The 17,735-nt window shown below is 44.5% G+C and carries 12 protein-coding genes; 6 read left to right on the top strand and 6 right to left on the bottom strand.

The features are described from left to right. The first annotated feature begins 376 nt into the window (after nucleotides 1-376). Nucleotides 377-2,344, top strand: a complete 1,968-nt coding sequence (parE, locus tag ACQE26_RS14710) for a DNA topoisomerase IV subunit B (RefSeq protein WP_060962677.1) — start codon at nucleotides 377-379, stop codon at nucleotides 2,342-2,344. 2 nt (nucleotides 2,345-2,346) lie between these two features. Then, a complete protein-coding gene (gene parC / locus ACQE26_RS14705; RefSeq protein ID WP_500469955.1) occupies nucleotides 2,347-4,770 on the top strand; it encodes a DNA topoisomerase IV subunit A in 2,424 nt (807 codons plus the stop codon). 70 nt (nucleotides 4,771-4,840) lie between these two features. On the opposite strand, the gene ACQE26_RS14700 is transcribed toward parC, so the two are convergent. Then, the gene (locus ACQE26_RS14700; RefSeq protein ID WP_013352436.1) at nucleotides 4,841-4,966 is read right to left on the bottom strand and encodes a hypothetical protein; all 126 of its coding nucleotides are present in this window, start codon (nucleotides 4,964-4,966) and stop codon (nucleotides 4,841-4,843) included. 24 nt (nucleotides 4,967-4,990) lie between these two features. Continuing rightward, the gene (locus ACQE26_RS14695; protein ID WP_438422052.1) at nucleotides 4,991-5,344 is read right to left on the bottom strand and encodes a hypothetical protein; all 354 of its coding nucleotides are present in this window, start codon (nucleotides 5,342-5,344) and stop codon (nucleotides 4,991-4,993) included. 377 nt (nucleotides 5,345-5,721) lie between these two features. Between ACQE26_RS14695 and ACQE26_RS14690 the strand changes: the two genes are divergently transcribed. The 4 genes from ACQE26_RS14690 (at nucleotide 5,722) to ACQE26_RS14675 (ending at nucleotide 10,342) form a co-directional block, all read left to right on the top strand. Beyond that, on the top strand, nucleotides 5,722-7,140 hold the full coding sequence (locus ACQE26_RS14690) for an alanine/glycine:cation symporter family protein (RefSeq protein WP_060962674.1): 1,419 nt from the start codon (nucleotides 5,722-5,724) through the stop codon (nucleotides 7,138-7,140). Between the two features lie 157 nt (nucleotides 7,141-7,297). Further along, nucleotides 7,298-8,110, top strand: coding sequence for a hypothetical protein (locus ACQE26_RS14685; protein ID WP_500469953.1), 813 nt, complete (start codon nucleotides 7,298-7,300; stop codon nucleotides 8,108-8,110). 1 nt (nucleotide 8,111) lies between these two features. Next, nucleotides 8,112-8,720 carry a DUF4166 domain-containing protein gene (locus ACQE26_RS14680; protein WP_438422055.1) on the top strand — a complete coding sequence of 203 codons (609 nt, stop codon included), beginning with the start codon at nucleotides 8,112-8,114 and terminating at the stop codon, nucleotides 8,718-8,720. Then, entirely contained in the window at nucleotides 8,714-10,342 is a 1,629-nt protein-coding gene (locus tag ACQE26_RS14675) for a YndJ family protein (protein WP_500469952.1), read from the top strand. Before ACQE26_RS14680 ends, ACQE26_RS14675 begins: the two co-directional genes overlap by 7 nt. 658 nt (nucleotides 10,343-11,000) lie before the next feature. On the opposite strand, the gene ACQE26_RS14670 is transcribed toward ACQE26_RS14675, so the two are convergent. The 4 genes from ACQE26_RS14670 to ACQE26_RS14655 all read right to left on the bottom strand — a co-directional run bounded on the left by ACQE26_RS14670 (nucleotide 11,001) and on the right by ACQE26_RS14655 (nucleotide 17,511). Then, nucleotides 11,001-12,137, bottom strand: coding sequence for an alpha/beta hydrolase (locus ACQE26_RS14670; RefSeq protein WP_500469951.1), 1,137 nt, complete (start codon nucleotides 12,135-12,137; stop codon nucleotides 11,001-11,003). Between the two features lie 567 nt (nucleotides 12,138-12,704). Then, on the bottom strand, nucleotides 12,705-14,204 hold the full coding sequence (locus tag ACQE26_RS14665; RefSeq protein ID WP_500469950.1) for a cellulase family glycosylhydrolase: 1,500 nt from the start codon (nucleotides 14,202-14,204) through the stop codon (nucleotides 12,705-12,707). Between the two features lie 419 nt (nucleotides 14,205-14,623). Further along, nucleotides 14,624-15,895: a glucuronoarabinoxylan endo-1,4-beta-xylanase XynC gene (xynC, locus tag ACQE26_RS14660; protein WP_500469948.1), complete on the bottom strand. Its 1,272-nt coding sequence runs from the start codon at nucleotides 15,893-15,895 to the stop codon at nucleotides 14,624-14,626. Between the two features lie 77 nt (nucleotides 15,896-15,972). Beyond that, nucleotides 15,973-17,511 carry a glycoside hydrolase family 43 protein gene (locus ACQE26_RS14655; RefSeq protein WP_500469946.1) on the bottom strand — a complete coding sequence of 513 codons (1,539 nt, stop codon included), beginning with the start codon at nucleotides 17,509-17,511 and terminating at the stop codon, nucleotides 15,973-15,975. Between the last annotated feature and the right edge of the window lie 224 nt (nucleotides 17,512-17,735).

Below are 17,735 nucleotides of genomic sequence, written 5' to 3'. Positions count from 1 at the left end.
TTATTGAAAGAATACTCTTTGCGTATGATGTTGAAACAGATACAATAAAGCATGAACAGCTTTTTTAGAAACCCCTGCATGAAAGGGGGCTGCAGTCTGTTTGCGATGGACGGCAGAAATCTATATAATAGAAAGCGAACATAAGTTCTCGTCTCCAGAAAAGAGCACCAAAAAGATGAAAAGCCGTTCGAATGTATGTCTTGCGGCCTAAAAAACGAGCCATTCGCTTAAATATGTTGCGAAATCAAGCATATTGGTTATAATTGTGAGTCCGAGGAGAATTGGACCGAAGCTTGCGCATACTGAAAAACAAAGACATGAAAACATTTAAAAAAAGAATGATTAAGAGCAGGTTTTTTGAAAGGGGTTTGTACGTTTGGCTAGAAAACAGCAATTTGATTACAACGAAGATGCCATACAGGTGCTTGAAGGCCTGGAAGCCGTCAGAAAAAGACCGGGAATGTATATCGGTTCGACGGACGCACGCGGCCTGCACCATCTGGTATATGAGATCGTCGACAATTCCGTCGATGAAGTCCTTGCCGGCTACGGAGATCATATTATCGTAACGATACATAAGGACAACAGCATCTCCGTGCAGGACAGAGGGCGCGGAATGCCGACCGGAATGCATAAGCTCGGAAAGCCGACACCGGAAGTTATTTTCACCGTGCTGCATGCGGGAGGGAAATTCGGCCAGGGCGGCTATAAAACAAGCGGCGGTCTGCACGGTGTCGGCGCATCTGTCGTAAACGCTTTATCAGAGTGGCTGACAGTTACCATTGAGCGTGACGGCTATGTTTATAAACAGCGGTTTGAAAACGGCGGCAAGCCTGTGACTTCACTTGAAAAAATCGGTACGACCAAGAAAACGGGAACGCTTACCCATTTTAAACCTGATCCGTCAATGTTCAGCGCAACGGTTTATAATTTTGACACGCTGTCGGAACGCCTGCGCGAATCCGCCTTCTTATTAAAAGGCTTAAAAATAGAATTAATTGATGAGCGGAACAACGTAAAAGAAGTATTTTATTATGAGAACGGAATTGAAGCATTTGTCGCCTATTTAAACGAAGAAAAAGACGCTTTATGCGAAGTGGTTTCCTTTGAAGGCGAGCACCACGACATTGAAGTCGATTTTGCTTTCCAATTTAATGACGGATACTCAGAAAATATGCTGTCATTCGTTAATAACGTCAGAACAAAGGACGGCGGCACCCACGAATCAGGAGCCAAAACGGCAATGACAAGAGCGTTTAATGAATATGCGCGAAAGGTCGCGCTTTTAAAAGAGAAAGACAAAAACCTTGAAGGCGCCGATATCAGAGAAGGGTTGTCCGCGATCATTTCCGTGCGTATCCCGGAGGAACTGCTGCAATTTGAAGGCCAGACAAAAGGGAAACTTGGCACAAGTGAGGCGAGATCCGCCACGGACGCAGTCATTTCTGAGAATCTTGCTTATTTCCTGGAAGAAAACCGCGATACAGCGACCCTGCTCGTCAAAAAAGCGATTAAAGCAAGCCAGGCCCGTGAAGCTGCCCGTAAAGCGAGAGAAGAAGCGAGAAGCGGTAAAAAACGAAAAAAATCAGAAGCGACGCTGAGCGGAAAACTCACACCGGCCGGTTCCAGAAATCCGGCGAAGAATGAATTGTATCTCGTGGAGGGTGACTCTGCCGGAGGTTCTGCAAAACAGGGAAGAGACCGGAAATTCCAAGCCGTGCTGCCCCTTCGCGGAAAGGTCATCAACACAGAGAAAGCAAAGCTTGCAGACATTTTCAAAAATGAAGAGATCAATACAATTATTCATGCGATCGGCGGGGGAGTCGGCGCAGATTTTGAGATCGACGACATTAACTATGACAAGATTGTTATCATGACCGATGCGGATACCGACGGCGCGCATATTCAAGTCTTGCTGTTAACATTTTTCTACCGCTATATGAAACCTTTAATTGAGCACGGAAAAGTCTTCATCGCGCTTCCGCCTCTTTACAAAGTCAGCAAAGGAAGCGGCAAGAAAGAGATTATTGAATATGCTTGGTCCGACGAAGAAATGGACGGCGTTTTAAAGAAAGTCGGCAAAGGCTATACCATTCAGCGTTATAAAGGTCTGGGAGAAATGAACGCAGACCAGCTCTGGGAAACGACGATGAATCCCGAGTCGCGAACGCTCGTCAGAGTCAAGATTGACGATGCGGCACGCGTAGAGCGCCGCGTAACGACATTAATGGGAGACAAAGTAGAACCGAGAAGAAAATGGATTGAAAAGAATGTTGCCTTCGGATTAGACGAAGAGAGCAATATTTTGGAAAATGAAAACTTGTCGGTCGCTGAGGAGGTTTAATAGTGGCACAGCCAGAGTTATTTCATGATTTACCGTTAGAAGAAGTAATCGGCGACCGTTTCGGACGCTACAGTAAATATATTATCCAGGACAGGGCGCTGCCCGATGCACGTGACGGGTTAAAGCCGGTGCAGCGGAGAATTTTATACGCCATGCACGCAGACGGAAATACATTCGATAAAAATTTCCGGAAAGCGGCAAAAACGGTCGGGAACGTTATCGGTAATTATCATCCGCACGGAGACAGCTCCGTTTATGAAGCGATGGTGCGGATGAGCCAGGATTGGAAAGTGCGGAATGTGCTGATTGAAATGCACGGCAACAACGGAAGCATTGACGGTGATCCGCCTGCTGCCATGCGTTATACAGAAGCGAGATTATCTTCTATCGCATCAGAGCTTTTACGGGACATCGATAAAAATACGGTTGAATTCGTTCCGAACTTTGATGACACAAGTAAAGAACCGGTTGTTTTGCCCGCTATGTTTCCTAACTTGCTGGTCAATGGATCTACCGGGATTTCCGCGGGCTATGCGACTGATATTCCCCCTCATCATCTGGGTGAGGTCATTGATGCTGTCATTAAGCGGATTGAATCGCCCGATTGCACCGTCGATGACTTGATGCAGGTGATTAAAGGGCCTGACTTTCCGACAGGAGGCATCATCCAAGGTGTCGACGGCATTCGGAAGGCCTATGAAACCGGTAAAGGCAAAATTATTATCCGCGGCAAGGCTGAAGTGGAAGCCGTAAGAGGCGGACGGGAGCAGATCGTCATTACAGAAATCCCGTTTGAAGTAAACAAAGCCAATCTCGTGAAGAAAATGGATGAATACCGCATAGACAAAAAAGTTGAAGGTATTTCTGAAGTCCGGGATGAAACGGACCGCACGGGGCTGCGGGTGGTCGTTGAGTTAAAGAAAGAAGCCGATGCAAAAGGCATCTTGAATTTCTTATATAAAAACACTGACCTGCAGACAACGTATAACTTTAATATGGTCGCCATACATAACCGCCGGCCGATGCTGATGAGTCTTACGGCCATTCTGGATGCGTATATTTCCCACCAGAAGGAAGTTGTGACAAACCGCTCCGTCTTTGAATTACAAAAAGCAAAAGAGCGGCACCATATCGTTGAAGGACTGATGAAGGCACTGTCTGTGCTGGATGAGGTCATTGCTGTCATCCGGGCAAGCAGCGACAAGAAAGATGCGAAACAAAACTTAATGTCTAAATTCGCATTTACGGAGCCTCAGGCGGAAGCGATCGTATCTTTGCAGCTGTATCGTCTGACAAATACGGATATTACGGCATTAAAAGAGGAAGCGGAAGAGCTCAGCAAGAAAATTCAGGAGCTTGAAGCCATTTTAAGTCATGATAAAAAGCTGTTAAAAGTCATTACCAGCAGCCTGAAAAAAGTGAAAAAGACTTATGCTGACAGCAGACGGTCGGTCATTGAAGAGAAGATTGAAGAAATTAAAATCAATCTCGAAGTTATGGTTGCCTCGGAGGACGTCTATGTGACAGTCACGAAAGACGGCTATGTAAAACGAACAAGCCAGCGGTCATTTGCCGCTTCCAACGGCCAGGATTTCGGGATGAAGGACACGGACAGGCTGATTCACCAATTTGAAATGAATACAACGGATGTGCTCCTGCTCTTTACCAATAAGGGAAGCTATATATATTGTCCGGTTCACCAGCTTCCTGATATCAGGTGGAAAGACATGGGGCAGCACGTCACGAACATCACCACGATGGACCGTGACGAAACCATCGTGAAAGCTATACCGGTAAAAGAATTTGATCCATCTTCATATTTATTGTTTATGACGAAAAACGGTATGGTGAAAAGAACTGAAATGACGCATTACAAAGCGCAGCGTTACTCAAAAGCGCTTGTTGCTCTTAACCTTAAAGGGGACGATGAGCTGATTGATGTTCATGTCACAGACGGCAGCTGCCAGCTGTTTATCGCCACCCGCCTCGGGTACGGCTTATGGTTCGGTGAAGATGAAGTAAATGTAGTCGGAGCCCGTGCGGCCGGCGTAAAGGGTATTAATTTAAAAGACGGTGATACCGTCGTATCAGGACAAATCCTGCATGAAACAGATTCGCTTGTCCTCGTCACACAGCGGGGAGCCATCAAACGGATGAATCTCTCTGAATTCGAAAGAACATCAAGGGCTAAGCGCGGTGTCATCATGCTGCGTGAGCTTAAAAAGAATCCGCATCGTGTTGTCGGAGTATTCGCGTGCGCTTTAGCCGACATGATCGCTGCGGAAACAGAAAAAGGCGAGAGAATTGAAGCCTCCGTGAAATCCTTGCGGGCTAATGACCGATACAGCAACGGCTCCTTCTTTACAGATGAAGATGAGACAGGGCCGGTCACAGATGTATGGCGTATCCCCGCATCTGATGTTTAAGAGTAAAAATAAAATAAAATGAAAAAAAACCTCCGCTCAATTGGTCCTAAAGCGGAGGTTTTGCTATTTATTAGCTCTCGTGACTGCCGAATAAGTCCGTGATAGCGTGAACGACTTCAATTCCCTGCCACACAAATAAATTTAATGCAGTGAATGAAAATAAGCCTAAAATCACCATTCGTAAGATAAACAACATGTTGAACAACCTCCTCATTTTATGTTACATAGTTAGGCGATGTTGAACATGAAGCTCATCGAAATACGAGGACTGATAAAATTTAGCGATTAAAAAGCTTTTCTTTCGCTGTCTTCTCCGGGAAGCGGGGCGCTTTCTGTCTGATATCACGATCAGTGAGACAGAAGCGGCAAAAAGCGCCGTCAAAATAAATGAGCCCGTCAGCGATTTTTTCTCATCGTCAGCATTTTGGCCGGCCTTCATTTCGTGCATTTCCTGCTGATCGGCTACGGCTTTAAAATGATGAGCAGTATCAAACGCATGGGGAATGGAGAGCAAATGAAAGCTTGCAATCGCTAAAAATAAAATAGAAGCTTTTAAAACCAAGATTTTTTTCAAATGTTCTCCCCCCTTCATAAGTCTGAATATTTTTATTATAATACCCTAATTCAAATTGAAAGTAAACACATTTATTAAATTTAAAAAATTATTATGCTGGTTAAGTATATACCATTCCGTCCGTCTTTTCATCTCTTATCTCTTAAAGGCCTATTTGTTATGATATGCACGCAACCCTTCTGATGTGACAACATTTTTCAGGATGCGGGATAAAGAAACGGGGCATACCAGCAATAAGCATGATGAAGAAACCGAAACATTTTCTTAAAAAAACTTCTCAACATCTGTTGTTGTGATATAATAATACCCGTTGTGTTAAAAGATCTAACATATGCAGCAAAAATGACAGTAAAAGATATGTAAAAGGGAGGTTAAACATGGAGGCTTTCATCAGTGAAATCATAAATGTTCCAAATGATTTTATTTGGAAGTATCTTGTTTATATTTTAGTAGGAATCGGATTGTATTTTACATTCCGTTTTCGCTTCATTCAATTCGAATACTTTATTGAAATGTTTAGAATCGTCGGGGAGAAGCCGCAAGGAAATAAAGGAGTGTCTTCAATGCAGGCATTCTTTATCTCGGCCGCTTCGCGTGTCGGTACCGGAAACTTGACCGGTGTCGCGCTGGCGATTGCAACAGGCGGTCCCGGCGCAGTATTTTGGATGTGGATCGTAGCGATTGTCGGTATGGCTTCAAGCTTTGTGGAAAGTACCTTGGCGCAGCTGTATAAAGTGCGCTCCGGCGATGAATTCCGCGGCGGTCCGGCATATTACATGGCGAAGGGTCTCGGCGCCCGGTGGCTCGGTATTTTATTTGCCGTATTGATTACCGTTTCTTTCGGACTTATCTTTAATGCCGTGCAGTCAAATACGATTTCTGTCGCGTTTGATGAGGCTTTCCATGTGAATAAAACAGTTATCGCCATCATCTTAGCTGTATTAACGGCTTTCATTATATTCGGCGGGCTGAAACGTGTTGTATCCGTTTCGCAATTTATCGTTCCGGTCATGGCGGGTATGTATATTCTGATCGCGTTGTATGTTGTAATTGTGAATATTACCGCGGTACCTGAATTGCTTATGACGATTGTGAAAAATGCGTTTGGTCTTGAACAGATCGTCGGCGGAAGCTTGGGAAGCATCATTATTATCGGTGCGCAGCGCGGCCTGTTTTCAAACGAAGCGGGTATGGGGAGCGCGCCGAATGCCGCAGCAGCTGCACACGTATCGCATCCCGCTAAGCAGGGATTAATCCAGACGCTCGGCGTGTTTTTCGATACATTTATCGTTTGTACATCGACTGCCTTTATCATTTTATTGTACAGCTTTACGCCTAAAGGTGACGGCATCCAAGTGACACAAGCCGCACTGCAGCACCATCTCGGAGGCTGGGCCCCGACGTTTATTGCAATTGCGATGTTCTTATTCGCATTCAGCTCAGTCGTCGGCAACTATTACTATGGTGAAACGAATATCGAATTTATTAAAACAAGCAAAACATGGCTTAATATTTATCGCGTATTCGTCGTAGTTATGGTGGTATACGGATGTTTGGCTGACTTCAAGATTGTCTGGGACATGGCAAACTTGTTCATGGGTCTCTTAGCTCTCATTAACTTAGTGGCAATCTTGCTGCTGAGTAATGTAGCCTATAAGATCTATAAAGATTATGCCGCTCAGCGCAAAAAAGGACTTGATCCCGTATTTAAAGCTGAGAATACTCCGGAACTCAAGCATATTGAAACATGGGCGGAAGAAGAAAGTACAAGCCCTGAACACAAGGCTGCCAACTAAGGAATATGCATATCATTTATGAAACCCTTCACGTTTAATGTGAAGGGTTTTTTTATGTTAAAAACCGGCTTTATATTCCTGAAATCTTATTGCGGAATTTCATACATCCCTATGATAATATAGGAATTGTTTACAAAAGAAGGGGAGAGGAGGGAGCATGAAACAGAAGCCGATATATGTCGAAATCAATATGGCGTCTGATATAGAAACGCTTTGGGAATATACGCAAAACCCGGTTCTTCATAAGGAATGGGACCTGCGCTTTTCTGACATTACATATCTTCATAAGTTACCGGATGAACCGCAGAGATTCCTATATGAAACGCGAATCGGTTTTGGGCTGAAGGTGTCCGGCACGGGTGAATCAATGGGTGACATAAGGCCTCAATCGTCAGAAAGGGTGTCGGCGCTTGCTTTTGCATCTGATCATCCGCTGTCTCTGATAAAAGACGGCCGGGGCTACTGGAGGTATATAGAGCGGGATAACGGGGATATCACATTTTTGACTCAATATCAATATGAAACGGCCTGGGGTCTGCCGGGAAGATGGATAGACCGGTTTTTATTTCGTCCGCTGCTCGCCTGGGCTACCGCATGGAGCTTTGATGCGTTGCGGCTTTGGATAGAACAAAACCGACATCCGAAGATATCCGTCCGTTTCGGGTTTGTCTATGTCCTGATGTGTCTCGTATTCAGTTTGTATTGGTTTTTTCAAGGTTTTCATGATAGCTGTGCCGATGCAGAGATCGTGAAAGGAGCGCTGAAGACAGGATTAGGGATATTATGGCTGCTGCCTATGCGGAGAAAGCGGCTGATCCACGCCGGACAGTCGGCCTTCTTTTGTATAACGGCAATGCTGTATTCCGGCGGCGGATTCGCCATTCCATTAGGATTACTTACGATAGCGGGTATGATTCTTACATTCCTGCTGCCGAGCGCCGCGCATACAAAACGAAAGAGAGAGAAGTGAAATGACGGATTCAATGTATGAAAAAGCGATTATTCATTATCAATTCCTGCATCCGATGCTGCAGAAACGGTACAAGCTTGCCGGATCACGCACGTTTTGCGGAGAAGGGGTTATGTCAGAAATTAAGGGAGGCTCGTTGTTTGTCAGAATGCTTTTAAAGACAGGCGTTTTTTTCAGATGTTTTTTCTCAGAGAGGGGAACAGATATCCCTTTTACCATTGAGAACAAAAACAGGCAAAATGGTGTGGAGTGGAACCGCACCTTTTTCTTTAAAGGTAAAACACGTTTTTTTGATGCGGTCATGGAATATGACGAGCGGGAAAACAGAATTCTTGATTACTTCGGCAAACCTCACATCCTGCTGTCTGAACTGCATTTAGAAGCGTCTTCAGACGGAGGGCTTGTTATTACATCCGGAAAGCAGTGGCTCCTGATAGGCGGAAAGAAAATCCCGCTTCCGGCTTGGCTGTGCGGCAGTTCAACCGTTTATGAGTCTTATGATGAGGAAATGAATTGTTTCAGCATAAAGGTTCACGTGAAAAACCGGATACTCGGCACAATTTTCTCTTACCGGGGGACTTTCCGGGAAACAGAGGGAGAAACATGCTGAAGCGTCATCTCATGGTAGGCGCGGTTTGCTTTTTGGGTTTTGCGGCGGCTGAAGCACCGCATCTATCAGCTGCTGAGACGTTTGTTTTATTATCCGTACTATTTTTCGTTCCTGCTGTATTCGGCTTTGCGTTTCGGCCGTCAAAGACCTTAGAGAATGTGCTATTACGGAGTTATCCCATTGCCGCTTTATGTGCAGTGCTTGCGCTGATTACAGACTTCAGCTTTTTTGCCTTTGTCTGGCTCATTTATACGCTTGGACTTGCACTGTATGCTGTATGGCGGCTCATGAAAACAAATATCCACAGAACGGAAGAGATGTCTGTTATGATGGGTTTCATTTATTTGGCCGGCGGCGGATTTTGGTTTTTTGCATATATCCTTAAGATTCCTATCATGGATTTCGGTCCGCTTATCGTGCTGCTGACGGCGGTGCACTTTCACTATTCGGCTTTTCTCATTCCGATCTTTAACGGATTGCTCGGCAGAATCCTGCGGGAGAACCGCGTTCTTTACATGCTGAGTACGGTCATCCTCCTGATTTCGCCGATCCTTATCGCCCTGGGGATTACATTTTCAAAGACACTTGATGTGATTGCTGTCGCTCTGTATCTGACGGGTCTGTATGTTAATGCGTATCTCGTCTTTAAGGCGCCGTTTGCTGTGAAAACAGCCAGGTTCTTGATCAGGAGTTCTTCGGCTGTGTTAATGATTACAATTGCTTTTTCTTTAATATATTCGTTCGGTGTCTACCGCGAGGCGGCAACGCTCACGATCAGTCAGATGATTTGGATTCACGGGGCCGTCAATGCATTCGGCGTTATTCTGCCGGCTTTGGCGGGGTGGAGGTTGGAAAATCCGAGACCGTTCGATGAGAACAGTGAAAGAACGTTCAGCCGAATTTACGGGAAGGGAACGATAGGCAAAGATTTTTTGACTGACATTCATGCAGCAAATGAAATCCATTATACCGGCATTCAGGATCAGATGAGAGAACTGCATTCTGAAGACTTTTCAACTGAAAACCTGGCTCCGGCCGTTATTTCCTTTTATGAAGAGACAATCGATTATGACATCAAGGCAAAAGTGACGTGGAGCGGATGGTTTCGTCCGTTCGCGCGCATGTACGAGCCGTTCAGCAGAAGAGCGGGGCAGATCCACCTGTCAATGAATCCGGATTGGTATACCATGCACTCTAGTATGAAAGGAGTCGATTCTTACAGAGACGGCAGAAAAAATGTCCGGGCGTGGATCAGAACAAATGACAAGCAGGAAACCGTTTTTACTGCGCTGTATTCAGCGTACAGGTCAAAAGGGGAGGGATACATGAATATTTCTCTCCCGCTGCCGTATGGCCAAATGACGGGCATTTTGAAACCTTATACACATAAGCAGAATCTTGTTTTGACGAGCAGACGCCGAAAAAGCGGAGCGGGTGATGAAGGGATTTATCTGCAGACGAAATGGGGAGCATGCCATCTTCCTCTGGCAGAGACATTTCTTATTGCGGCCCGGAGCGAAACAAGCTTGAAGGCCGTTCATCATATGTGGCTGTTCGGCCTGAAGTTTTTAACGGTGCAGTATCGGATCACTCACACTTCCGCAGGTAAGCAAAGCGAATAACAAGCTGTAAAGCCGTCTGTTCAAGACGGCTTATTTATCATGTAAATATAGAAACATCCTGAAATTATGAAATGGAAGCGCTATCGTAATTGTATTGTACTCAACATTCGTCATTTAACTTGAAATCGCTTGGCGGTTCAATATATTTGGAGCTGGGGCTCAGAGCCGAATTATATTTCGCAACAGCGCTCAGGCTGACAACTGTTATACTTTCACTGTGTGGGGAGCCAGTGCAAAAAATCTTCGGAAATGAGCAAGGAAAGTGTAAAAAAGTATTACCAGACATGAATTTTTTATTTGTGTGTTGATTGGATAATAAAAATTACTTTTGCAGCGTTAGGTTTGATTCAGCTGTATCAACCGGAATTAAATTTGTGCGTGACAGATGAATAATAATAAGCGCAAACGGAATATACGGTTATTTTGCTATATATTTCTTTTTTGTCTCATTAACTAAAGTATACTTAGTTAATGAGACAGATAATTCATTTCCTTACCTAACTTCCTAGAATATATATTATGTAAACTAGAAATTATGAAGAGAATATAATCGATCCATTCTAACAGCACTCCCTTTTTGCAGTGTACTATTAAAAAACCTCTACGTCCTTAAATTGGTCATAAAGGTTTTTCGGTTTGAGTATTTTAATCGGTTATGTCACTTGATGCCGGTCTTCTTGATCAATTCCACGCCATCGTATGCCAGACTTTCCACACTTGCAGCCTTCTGCAGTATGTAATGGTCAAAAAAGTTCTTCGTATAGTCTGTAACAAGATTCCGCATCTCCATAGCATCCCGTTCGCCTCTGAGTTCCGCATTCACACTGGTAAACACGATGTCGCAGTAATCTAAATGCGCAGCACGATCAACTGAGAAATAATAGGTTTCCATGCTATTGTTAGCGCCAATTATCGCATTCATGTTATAGTTCGGTTCACAAAACAGCAGCAAAAAGGGTTTTTTAAGGTCGCTGTCGAGAAGGCCGAACGCACCGCTATCCAGACCAATCCCGCAGGTGAACCGGTCGTCGTCCCGGCAAACAATCGCCGTCGTAGGCCCTCCGTAAGAATGTCCGACTATGCCCATGCCGATGTCAAGCAGCAATCTGTCCTTAAAGATGGAATTCAGCTCTCCAGAGTCCAGTTTGTAAAGATAATCGGCTGCATACCTTACATCTTCCGCCTGTAATTCACTATACTTTGTTAACTTGTCAAGTATCGGCAGTGAAAGCACGTTACGGCACATTTCAATGGCTGTTTCATCGTCTGGCCGCATCTCCATCTTACCAGCCAACGCCAGCATTTCCGGATCTTCAGAAAACGCCAAAATGACATCCGAAAAATCCTTTGATATATTAAACAGACGCCCATCTTTACGCTTATACATCGTGCTATTCTGATGGCCGATGCTTACCACAACATATCCCATGCTTGCCAAGTCTGAACAGATCACTGTGCCCCATTCTGGAGAACCGCCTCCGCCGCAAACATAGAATAACACCGGATAACGCTTTTCTTTCCCGGAGAGAGCAAGGTCGTCATAACATTGGGTCTTGATATCTATAGAGTAAGCATCCTTCAACGCAGTGAGAAGTGGCTGCTCATCAAGCATTTCGCAGACTTCAGGAAACATGTACGTTGATGTAGTCTTTCCTTCGCTGCTGTCGGACGGATAGTACACAAACGCCGTCAGTTCTCTTTTTGAGTGATCTGATGCCGTGTACTCAAAATCCATCTGGGTTCGGCCGACAGTATAGCCGCCAATTGGTTTTGGAAATGCGTCATAAGTTTTCATTCTCTTGTTCCCCCTTAATGAATAAAAGTGGCGAATGTAAAATACATACATTGAATACTACATCCTATGTTCAGTGAGTCATATCTACTCCTTTGCTTTCTTGAGATTGCTAAAAATTTCAGAATATTTATGATCTTCAAGCAGCACGTGATCCATAAAGTCAGCAAAGTACTTGCTAATCTTATGGTATAGCCTAGGCGTCAATATCAGGCCGGAGATATCCATCAGCCCTCATTCGGCACACATGCAGATATATGCAAACTGTTTCAGTGAGTTTGATTTCCAAATCATTCAGCGGTTCGGTCACAATGCCATTAACGTTGCCAAATAAGCCAGTAAGGGAAAATTGTATATCCAAAAATAAAAAATCCCTACACATGGGTCTCGTACATGTACAAGGGCTTTTCAATTCAGCCGCAACGACCTTTTTCGTCATATCTCCATATGTGCATTTGTACAGGCCTATAGACTGTTTCAGAGTTTCATCCGACACGTAAACTTCTTTGTATTGCTGTTTTTAAGATCATAAAAGCGGACATCGTGTTGCTGATGTCCGCCTAAAGCTAACTAATTGGGTTCTGTTCCCCAAATCAGTTTTCCTTGATGATATAATGTGATTTTTTTCGTTGTTTTAAACGTATTTGATTGGAAAAAGGAATAATCGCCGCTTTGTGCATAATTGCTCCAGTCATCGTTGTGAAGACGAAGCTGAATATTCCCTGTGCTTGCTCCCGGTGACAGTGTTCCTTTTTTAAACCCCAGTTCCAGATAGGTATCTGCACCTTGCTTAGGTTTATGCAGCGTCACAAACTTGTGGGTCAGATTGCCGCATCCAATCTGCGCGTAGTCACAGTCAAAGTTTTGGCCTTTGTTTTTCGCGTTATACCAGTAACGGGCAGTGACATCTTTTAAATCAACCTTGGTATTGCCGTTATTTTTTATGTGAAGCTGCGGGCGAATTTGGTTGCTGTTCACACCCCCATCCCCTGCTTTGTATTGTACAGAAATGCCGTTTTCCTGTGCGGGGTTATCTTGTGCCGGCGTTTCAGGGCGTTCTTTCGTTGAATCTTTGTTGCCGAGAATGTTTTCTCTTACGAATGTTCCTGAAGGAGTTAAATCTGCAAGCGGCCAGCCGCCAGTTTTAGATGCTCCCGGCTTTAACGCTGAGGATGATTCCTGCTTATCAGAAAGATTCCAGTTCACCCAGCTGATTTTCTTGCTGTCGAGATAATTCAGCCATTCCCGCGACTGGTCAAGGAATACACCGCCATTTCCAGACGCGTCGCTTGTTCCCCATTCCGTCACGAAAATAGGCGCTCCTTTACTGAGTGCATAGTTTGCTTTATCCCGTAAAGATTGGCCGTGTGTGCCGGCATAAAAATGAAGCGCGTACATGACGTTTGCATCTTTCAGCTGATCGTCGGCTGCATCATTTACATCCTGGCTCCATGTACCGGTACCTACAATGATGGGATTGTCGGGGTCATTTTTGCGGATAACGGAAATCACTTCCTCCGCATACGGTTTAATATCCCGCTTCCAGTTCACATCGCCGTTTGGTTCATTTGCAATTTCATAAATGACGTTTGGCGTGTTTCCGTAAAGACTTGACATTTCCTTGAAAAATTCTTTCGCCTTCTCTTTATTTTGGTTTGGATTGCCGTCATTTAAGATATGCCAGTCAATGATGACATATATCCCAAGCTCTTTTGCCGCTTCAACCGCTTCTTTCACTTTATTTTTCACGGACGGGTTGTCAATATAACCGCCATCTGCCGTATACATCGCCGCGCGGAAAACGGTGATGCCCCAATCGTCTCTCAGCCATTTTAAGCTGTCTTTATTGACGAAATCACCATACCATTGCAATCCGTGTGAACTGATCCCTTTCAGCTGTACCGCTTTGCCGTCTCGGTTTACGAGCTGTGTCCCTTTTATGCTAAGCTGACCATTCTTGGCTACTGGCGTTTTTGTCCCTGCTGCAGATGCCGGCGGAGCCAGCATGCCGCCCATTGTCAATACCGCAATCAATAAACACGAAATAAAAATAGAGATTGACCGTTTCATATCTGATCTTTTCCTCCTTCACATCATTTTGGCTCTCACTTCTTATGAGCACGAACTCATTGTAAAAATCTTTCTCATGATTGTCTATCAACCTAATTTCTTGTTTTTGGGAGGTTTAAAAGCCTGTCAATTTGCTCTATCCCTATTGAATAAGATACACCTGACATATATAGAACAAAGAAAACTGGACGGAATCGGGACTTTACACGTCATTTTTCAATCGAATCGAAAAATTAAATTTATTTCCAACGTAGATACGCTAAATGTGATGAGTCTCAATATGGCATTGAATCTTATGATTTTCGTGAATAGTAAAAAAATCAACATTTCTCCCTCTCTCCACAGAAAATAAGCCAATTTTCTTTTTGGAGTCAGAAAATTGGCTTATTGCTATGGTCTATTTGAACAATCAGATGCCTTTAACGCTTTACAACAAATGTTGTCACGCTTTGAGCCGGCAGATGGGCCCAAAAGTGATTGTCCGTTACTTTGAGATCCGTTCCAGGCTGAAGATTGCTGTTGCTGCTCGTGATCCATCTGGATACCCCAGAAGCAGATCCGTTCTGCAACACAAAGTTTTGGTTGACCCCTGTATTGGTTTTGTTAATGGCGACAATCACGACTTTGTTGTCACCTTTATAGGCTGACACGTAAACATTCGGATTAGGGTTTTTCGTTGCATCAATCCTTACATATCCAGGGCGCACAAACTTTGAGAAATGAGCCATATTGTAGCCTCGTTTGCTGATCGTGCCATCTTCTTTCATAGGACCATATGATCTTCGGATGTACCACCAAACATAAGCTTGAAAATCCCCTTCTACCATCGAACTGTGAATATGTTGTGAAACATCCAAGGCCTCGGGCCATCGATCCGCCGAGTTGTTATCACTGTTCGGATAGTATACTTCCGTCATCCAAAGGTCTTTCCCCGCTCCTTTTTGTTTAAAAAGAGGATAAGGGAATTGACTGACCTGAGTCCCGTACAGGTGGGTTCCGAGAATATCCATATTGGCAAGAGCCTGAGGATCGTTCAAGATCGGGTCCGACAAATTCTTTAAGTATTGAAATGATTCAGGCGCAACGACGCGGGCATTGATCGAGCCGGCGTTTTCTCTCATAAAGCGAAGTATTTCTTGCGGCGTCCACCACGTCCACTCGTGAGCGTAATCAGGCTCGTTTTGGATGGAAATCGCATACAGATTCACACCATTACTCTTCATGAAGGTAACGAAATCGTTAAGATGCTGCGCGTATGCGGCGTACTTATCGTATCTCAGCCGCTTAGCTGATGTGTCACCATTATGATTGAAAGTCTCAACCATATCGTTTGGCGGATTCCAAGGGGAAGCAAAAACAATTGCTCCATGTTTGATCGCAGTCTTTGCAGTCTCTACTTCTTTGTACCAGTTATTTCTATTTTCATCTACATGAATTCTTAAGATCGAAAAACCTAACTGATTCTGTCCATTGCCAAAAGCAGTTTCTCTTTGAGCAGCTGTTAAATCTCCAACCCAAGCCGGGTGGTTCATCCCTCCAAAACCGCGAATCACTTGTCTTTCTGCGGAAATGTTAACTGTTACATCATTTGCCGCCAAGACCTCAGCAGCGCCTGGGCCCATTAACATTACTGACAGCGTAGTGAAACATACCAATAATAGACAAATTGTTTTTTTTACGCTCAACATCATTTTTTCCTCTCCTTTATCTGTCTTTTACCGTATTAGAAAAATGTGTTCTGTCCTGCTTTTATATCACAAAACTGATGTTATCTTTGCGTAAATTGCCAATAATCAAAATTAAACAAGTTTCCTGAACCTGTTCCGGTAAATACAAAGAATACGTTGTGCACACCTGCTGCGCCGCTTACCGCAGTTTCTATTTCTCTCCAATTTTGTGTTCCGCCTGTGGAAGGGACATTCAGTGTTCCCGCAAGCTTACCGGTTGGACTATCGAGACGCACTTCTATTTTTCCGCCAAGAGCGGATGCTACATTTGCTTTAAACGTTCTGGCACCGCCTGACCCGAAGTCTGCATTTCCTACAGCAATCCAGTCTCCGTTATGAATGTTTGTGACATGTTGATTATTGAACGGCCCGCCGGGTGCAGAGGAATTCTCGGTCAAAATCCGTCCATTCCAGGCAAACGTTTCAGCTTCTACCCGGTTGTATGGATTCAAGTTAGAAAGCTGTTTTACGCCTGTATAATTTGCCGCCACCTCTTGAATCGATCCGTCTGGATTATGCACAAGCTTATTAATATGGGGAGAACGGTATCCTTTGCCGGCCCCAAACAGAGCGGAGCTGACAGTTTGAGTATGATACACCGTGTACCACTCGTTTTTAAAATTGAAAACGGCATGATGGTTGTTTCCGCCGCCTCCGAAAAATGCACCCGGATTTTTCAGGAAGTGCCCTCTATATGTAAAGGGACCCATGGGACTTGAGCTGGTCATGTAGCCGATCTCACCTGGGGGTTTATCGGCCGGGTGCGCGCCGCTGAAATTGATGCAATAGGAATAGTAATATGTCCCGTTATATTTGTGCATTCCCGAATCTTCAAACATGAAAGGCGCATCGATCGTAGATGCACTTCCCACAATACTGGTCATATCAGGCCCTAATTTCATGACTCTTGCTGTTTTAGGGTTTGCCCATTGCTCCTGCGTCGGATTTGAACCTCCAGGGATGCCTCCGCCGGCATACAGGTAACCGGTACCGTCGTCATCTACGAATACTGCCGGATCAAAAAGCCATACAACGCCGGACATTCCTGGTGTACTTGGCGTCACCAGCGGTTTTCCGATCGGATCTGTCCACGGACCGGTCGGGCTGTCTGCGGTGAGAACCCCGATACCTCCGCCGCTGTTTGCGAAATAAAGGAAAAATTTGTCCTTGCCATTTATCTTTTTAACGGCGACTGACGGGGCCCAGGACGCACCTGCCCACTTTGCGATCCCCCGGCCGCCATTAGCGCCATAGGCACCTGCTACCGGAATGGCTCCGTGGTCTGTCCAGTTCACCATATCCGCTGAAGATATGACGAATACTCTATTCAAATTGGCAAATGAATTATCCTTAATCGTTCCGTTGCTGTTATATTCATAATCATCACTTGACATATAGATGTAGACTCTTCCGTTATAAGTCAGCGCAAACGGATCTGCGCCCAGATGATGGTCTATAAGCGGATTTGAATTCCCTGCATGTTTTGCAATTGGCGTACTGGCAGCATACGCAGACTTCCCAGATAAGCAGCTCAATAATAAAACAAGAACCCATAAACATAAGTTACATTTTTTCCTCATTACGTAATATCCTCCTTTTTTTAAAATAGGGGTGATTTTGGGAATTTGCAGTGTTGGCAGCATACGACGACTTCCCAGTAAAGCAACTCAATCATAAAGCAAGAACCCATAAACATAAGCTACACTTTTTTGTCATGACTGAATATCCTTCTTTTTCCTTAAAATGAGGCTTTTCTTTTAACATTTGATGACAAATGGTCATGGAGAACGCATAACGAGGAAAG

This window comes from Bacillus sp. 5RYD7K (genome assembly GCF_059831465.1).
This window is presented reverse-complemented; position numbering and strand designations above follow the sequence as displayed.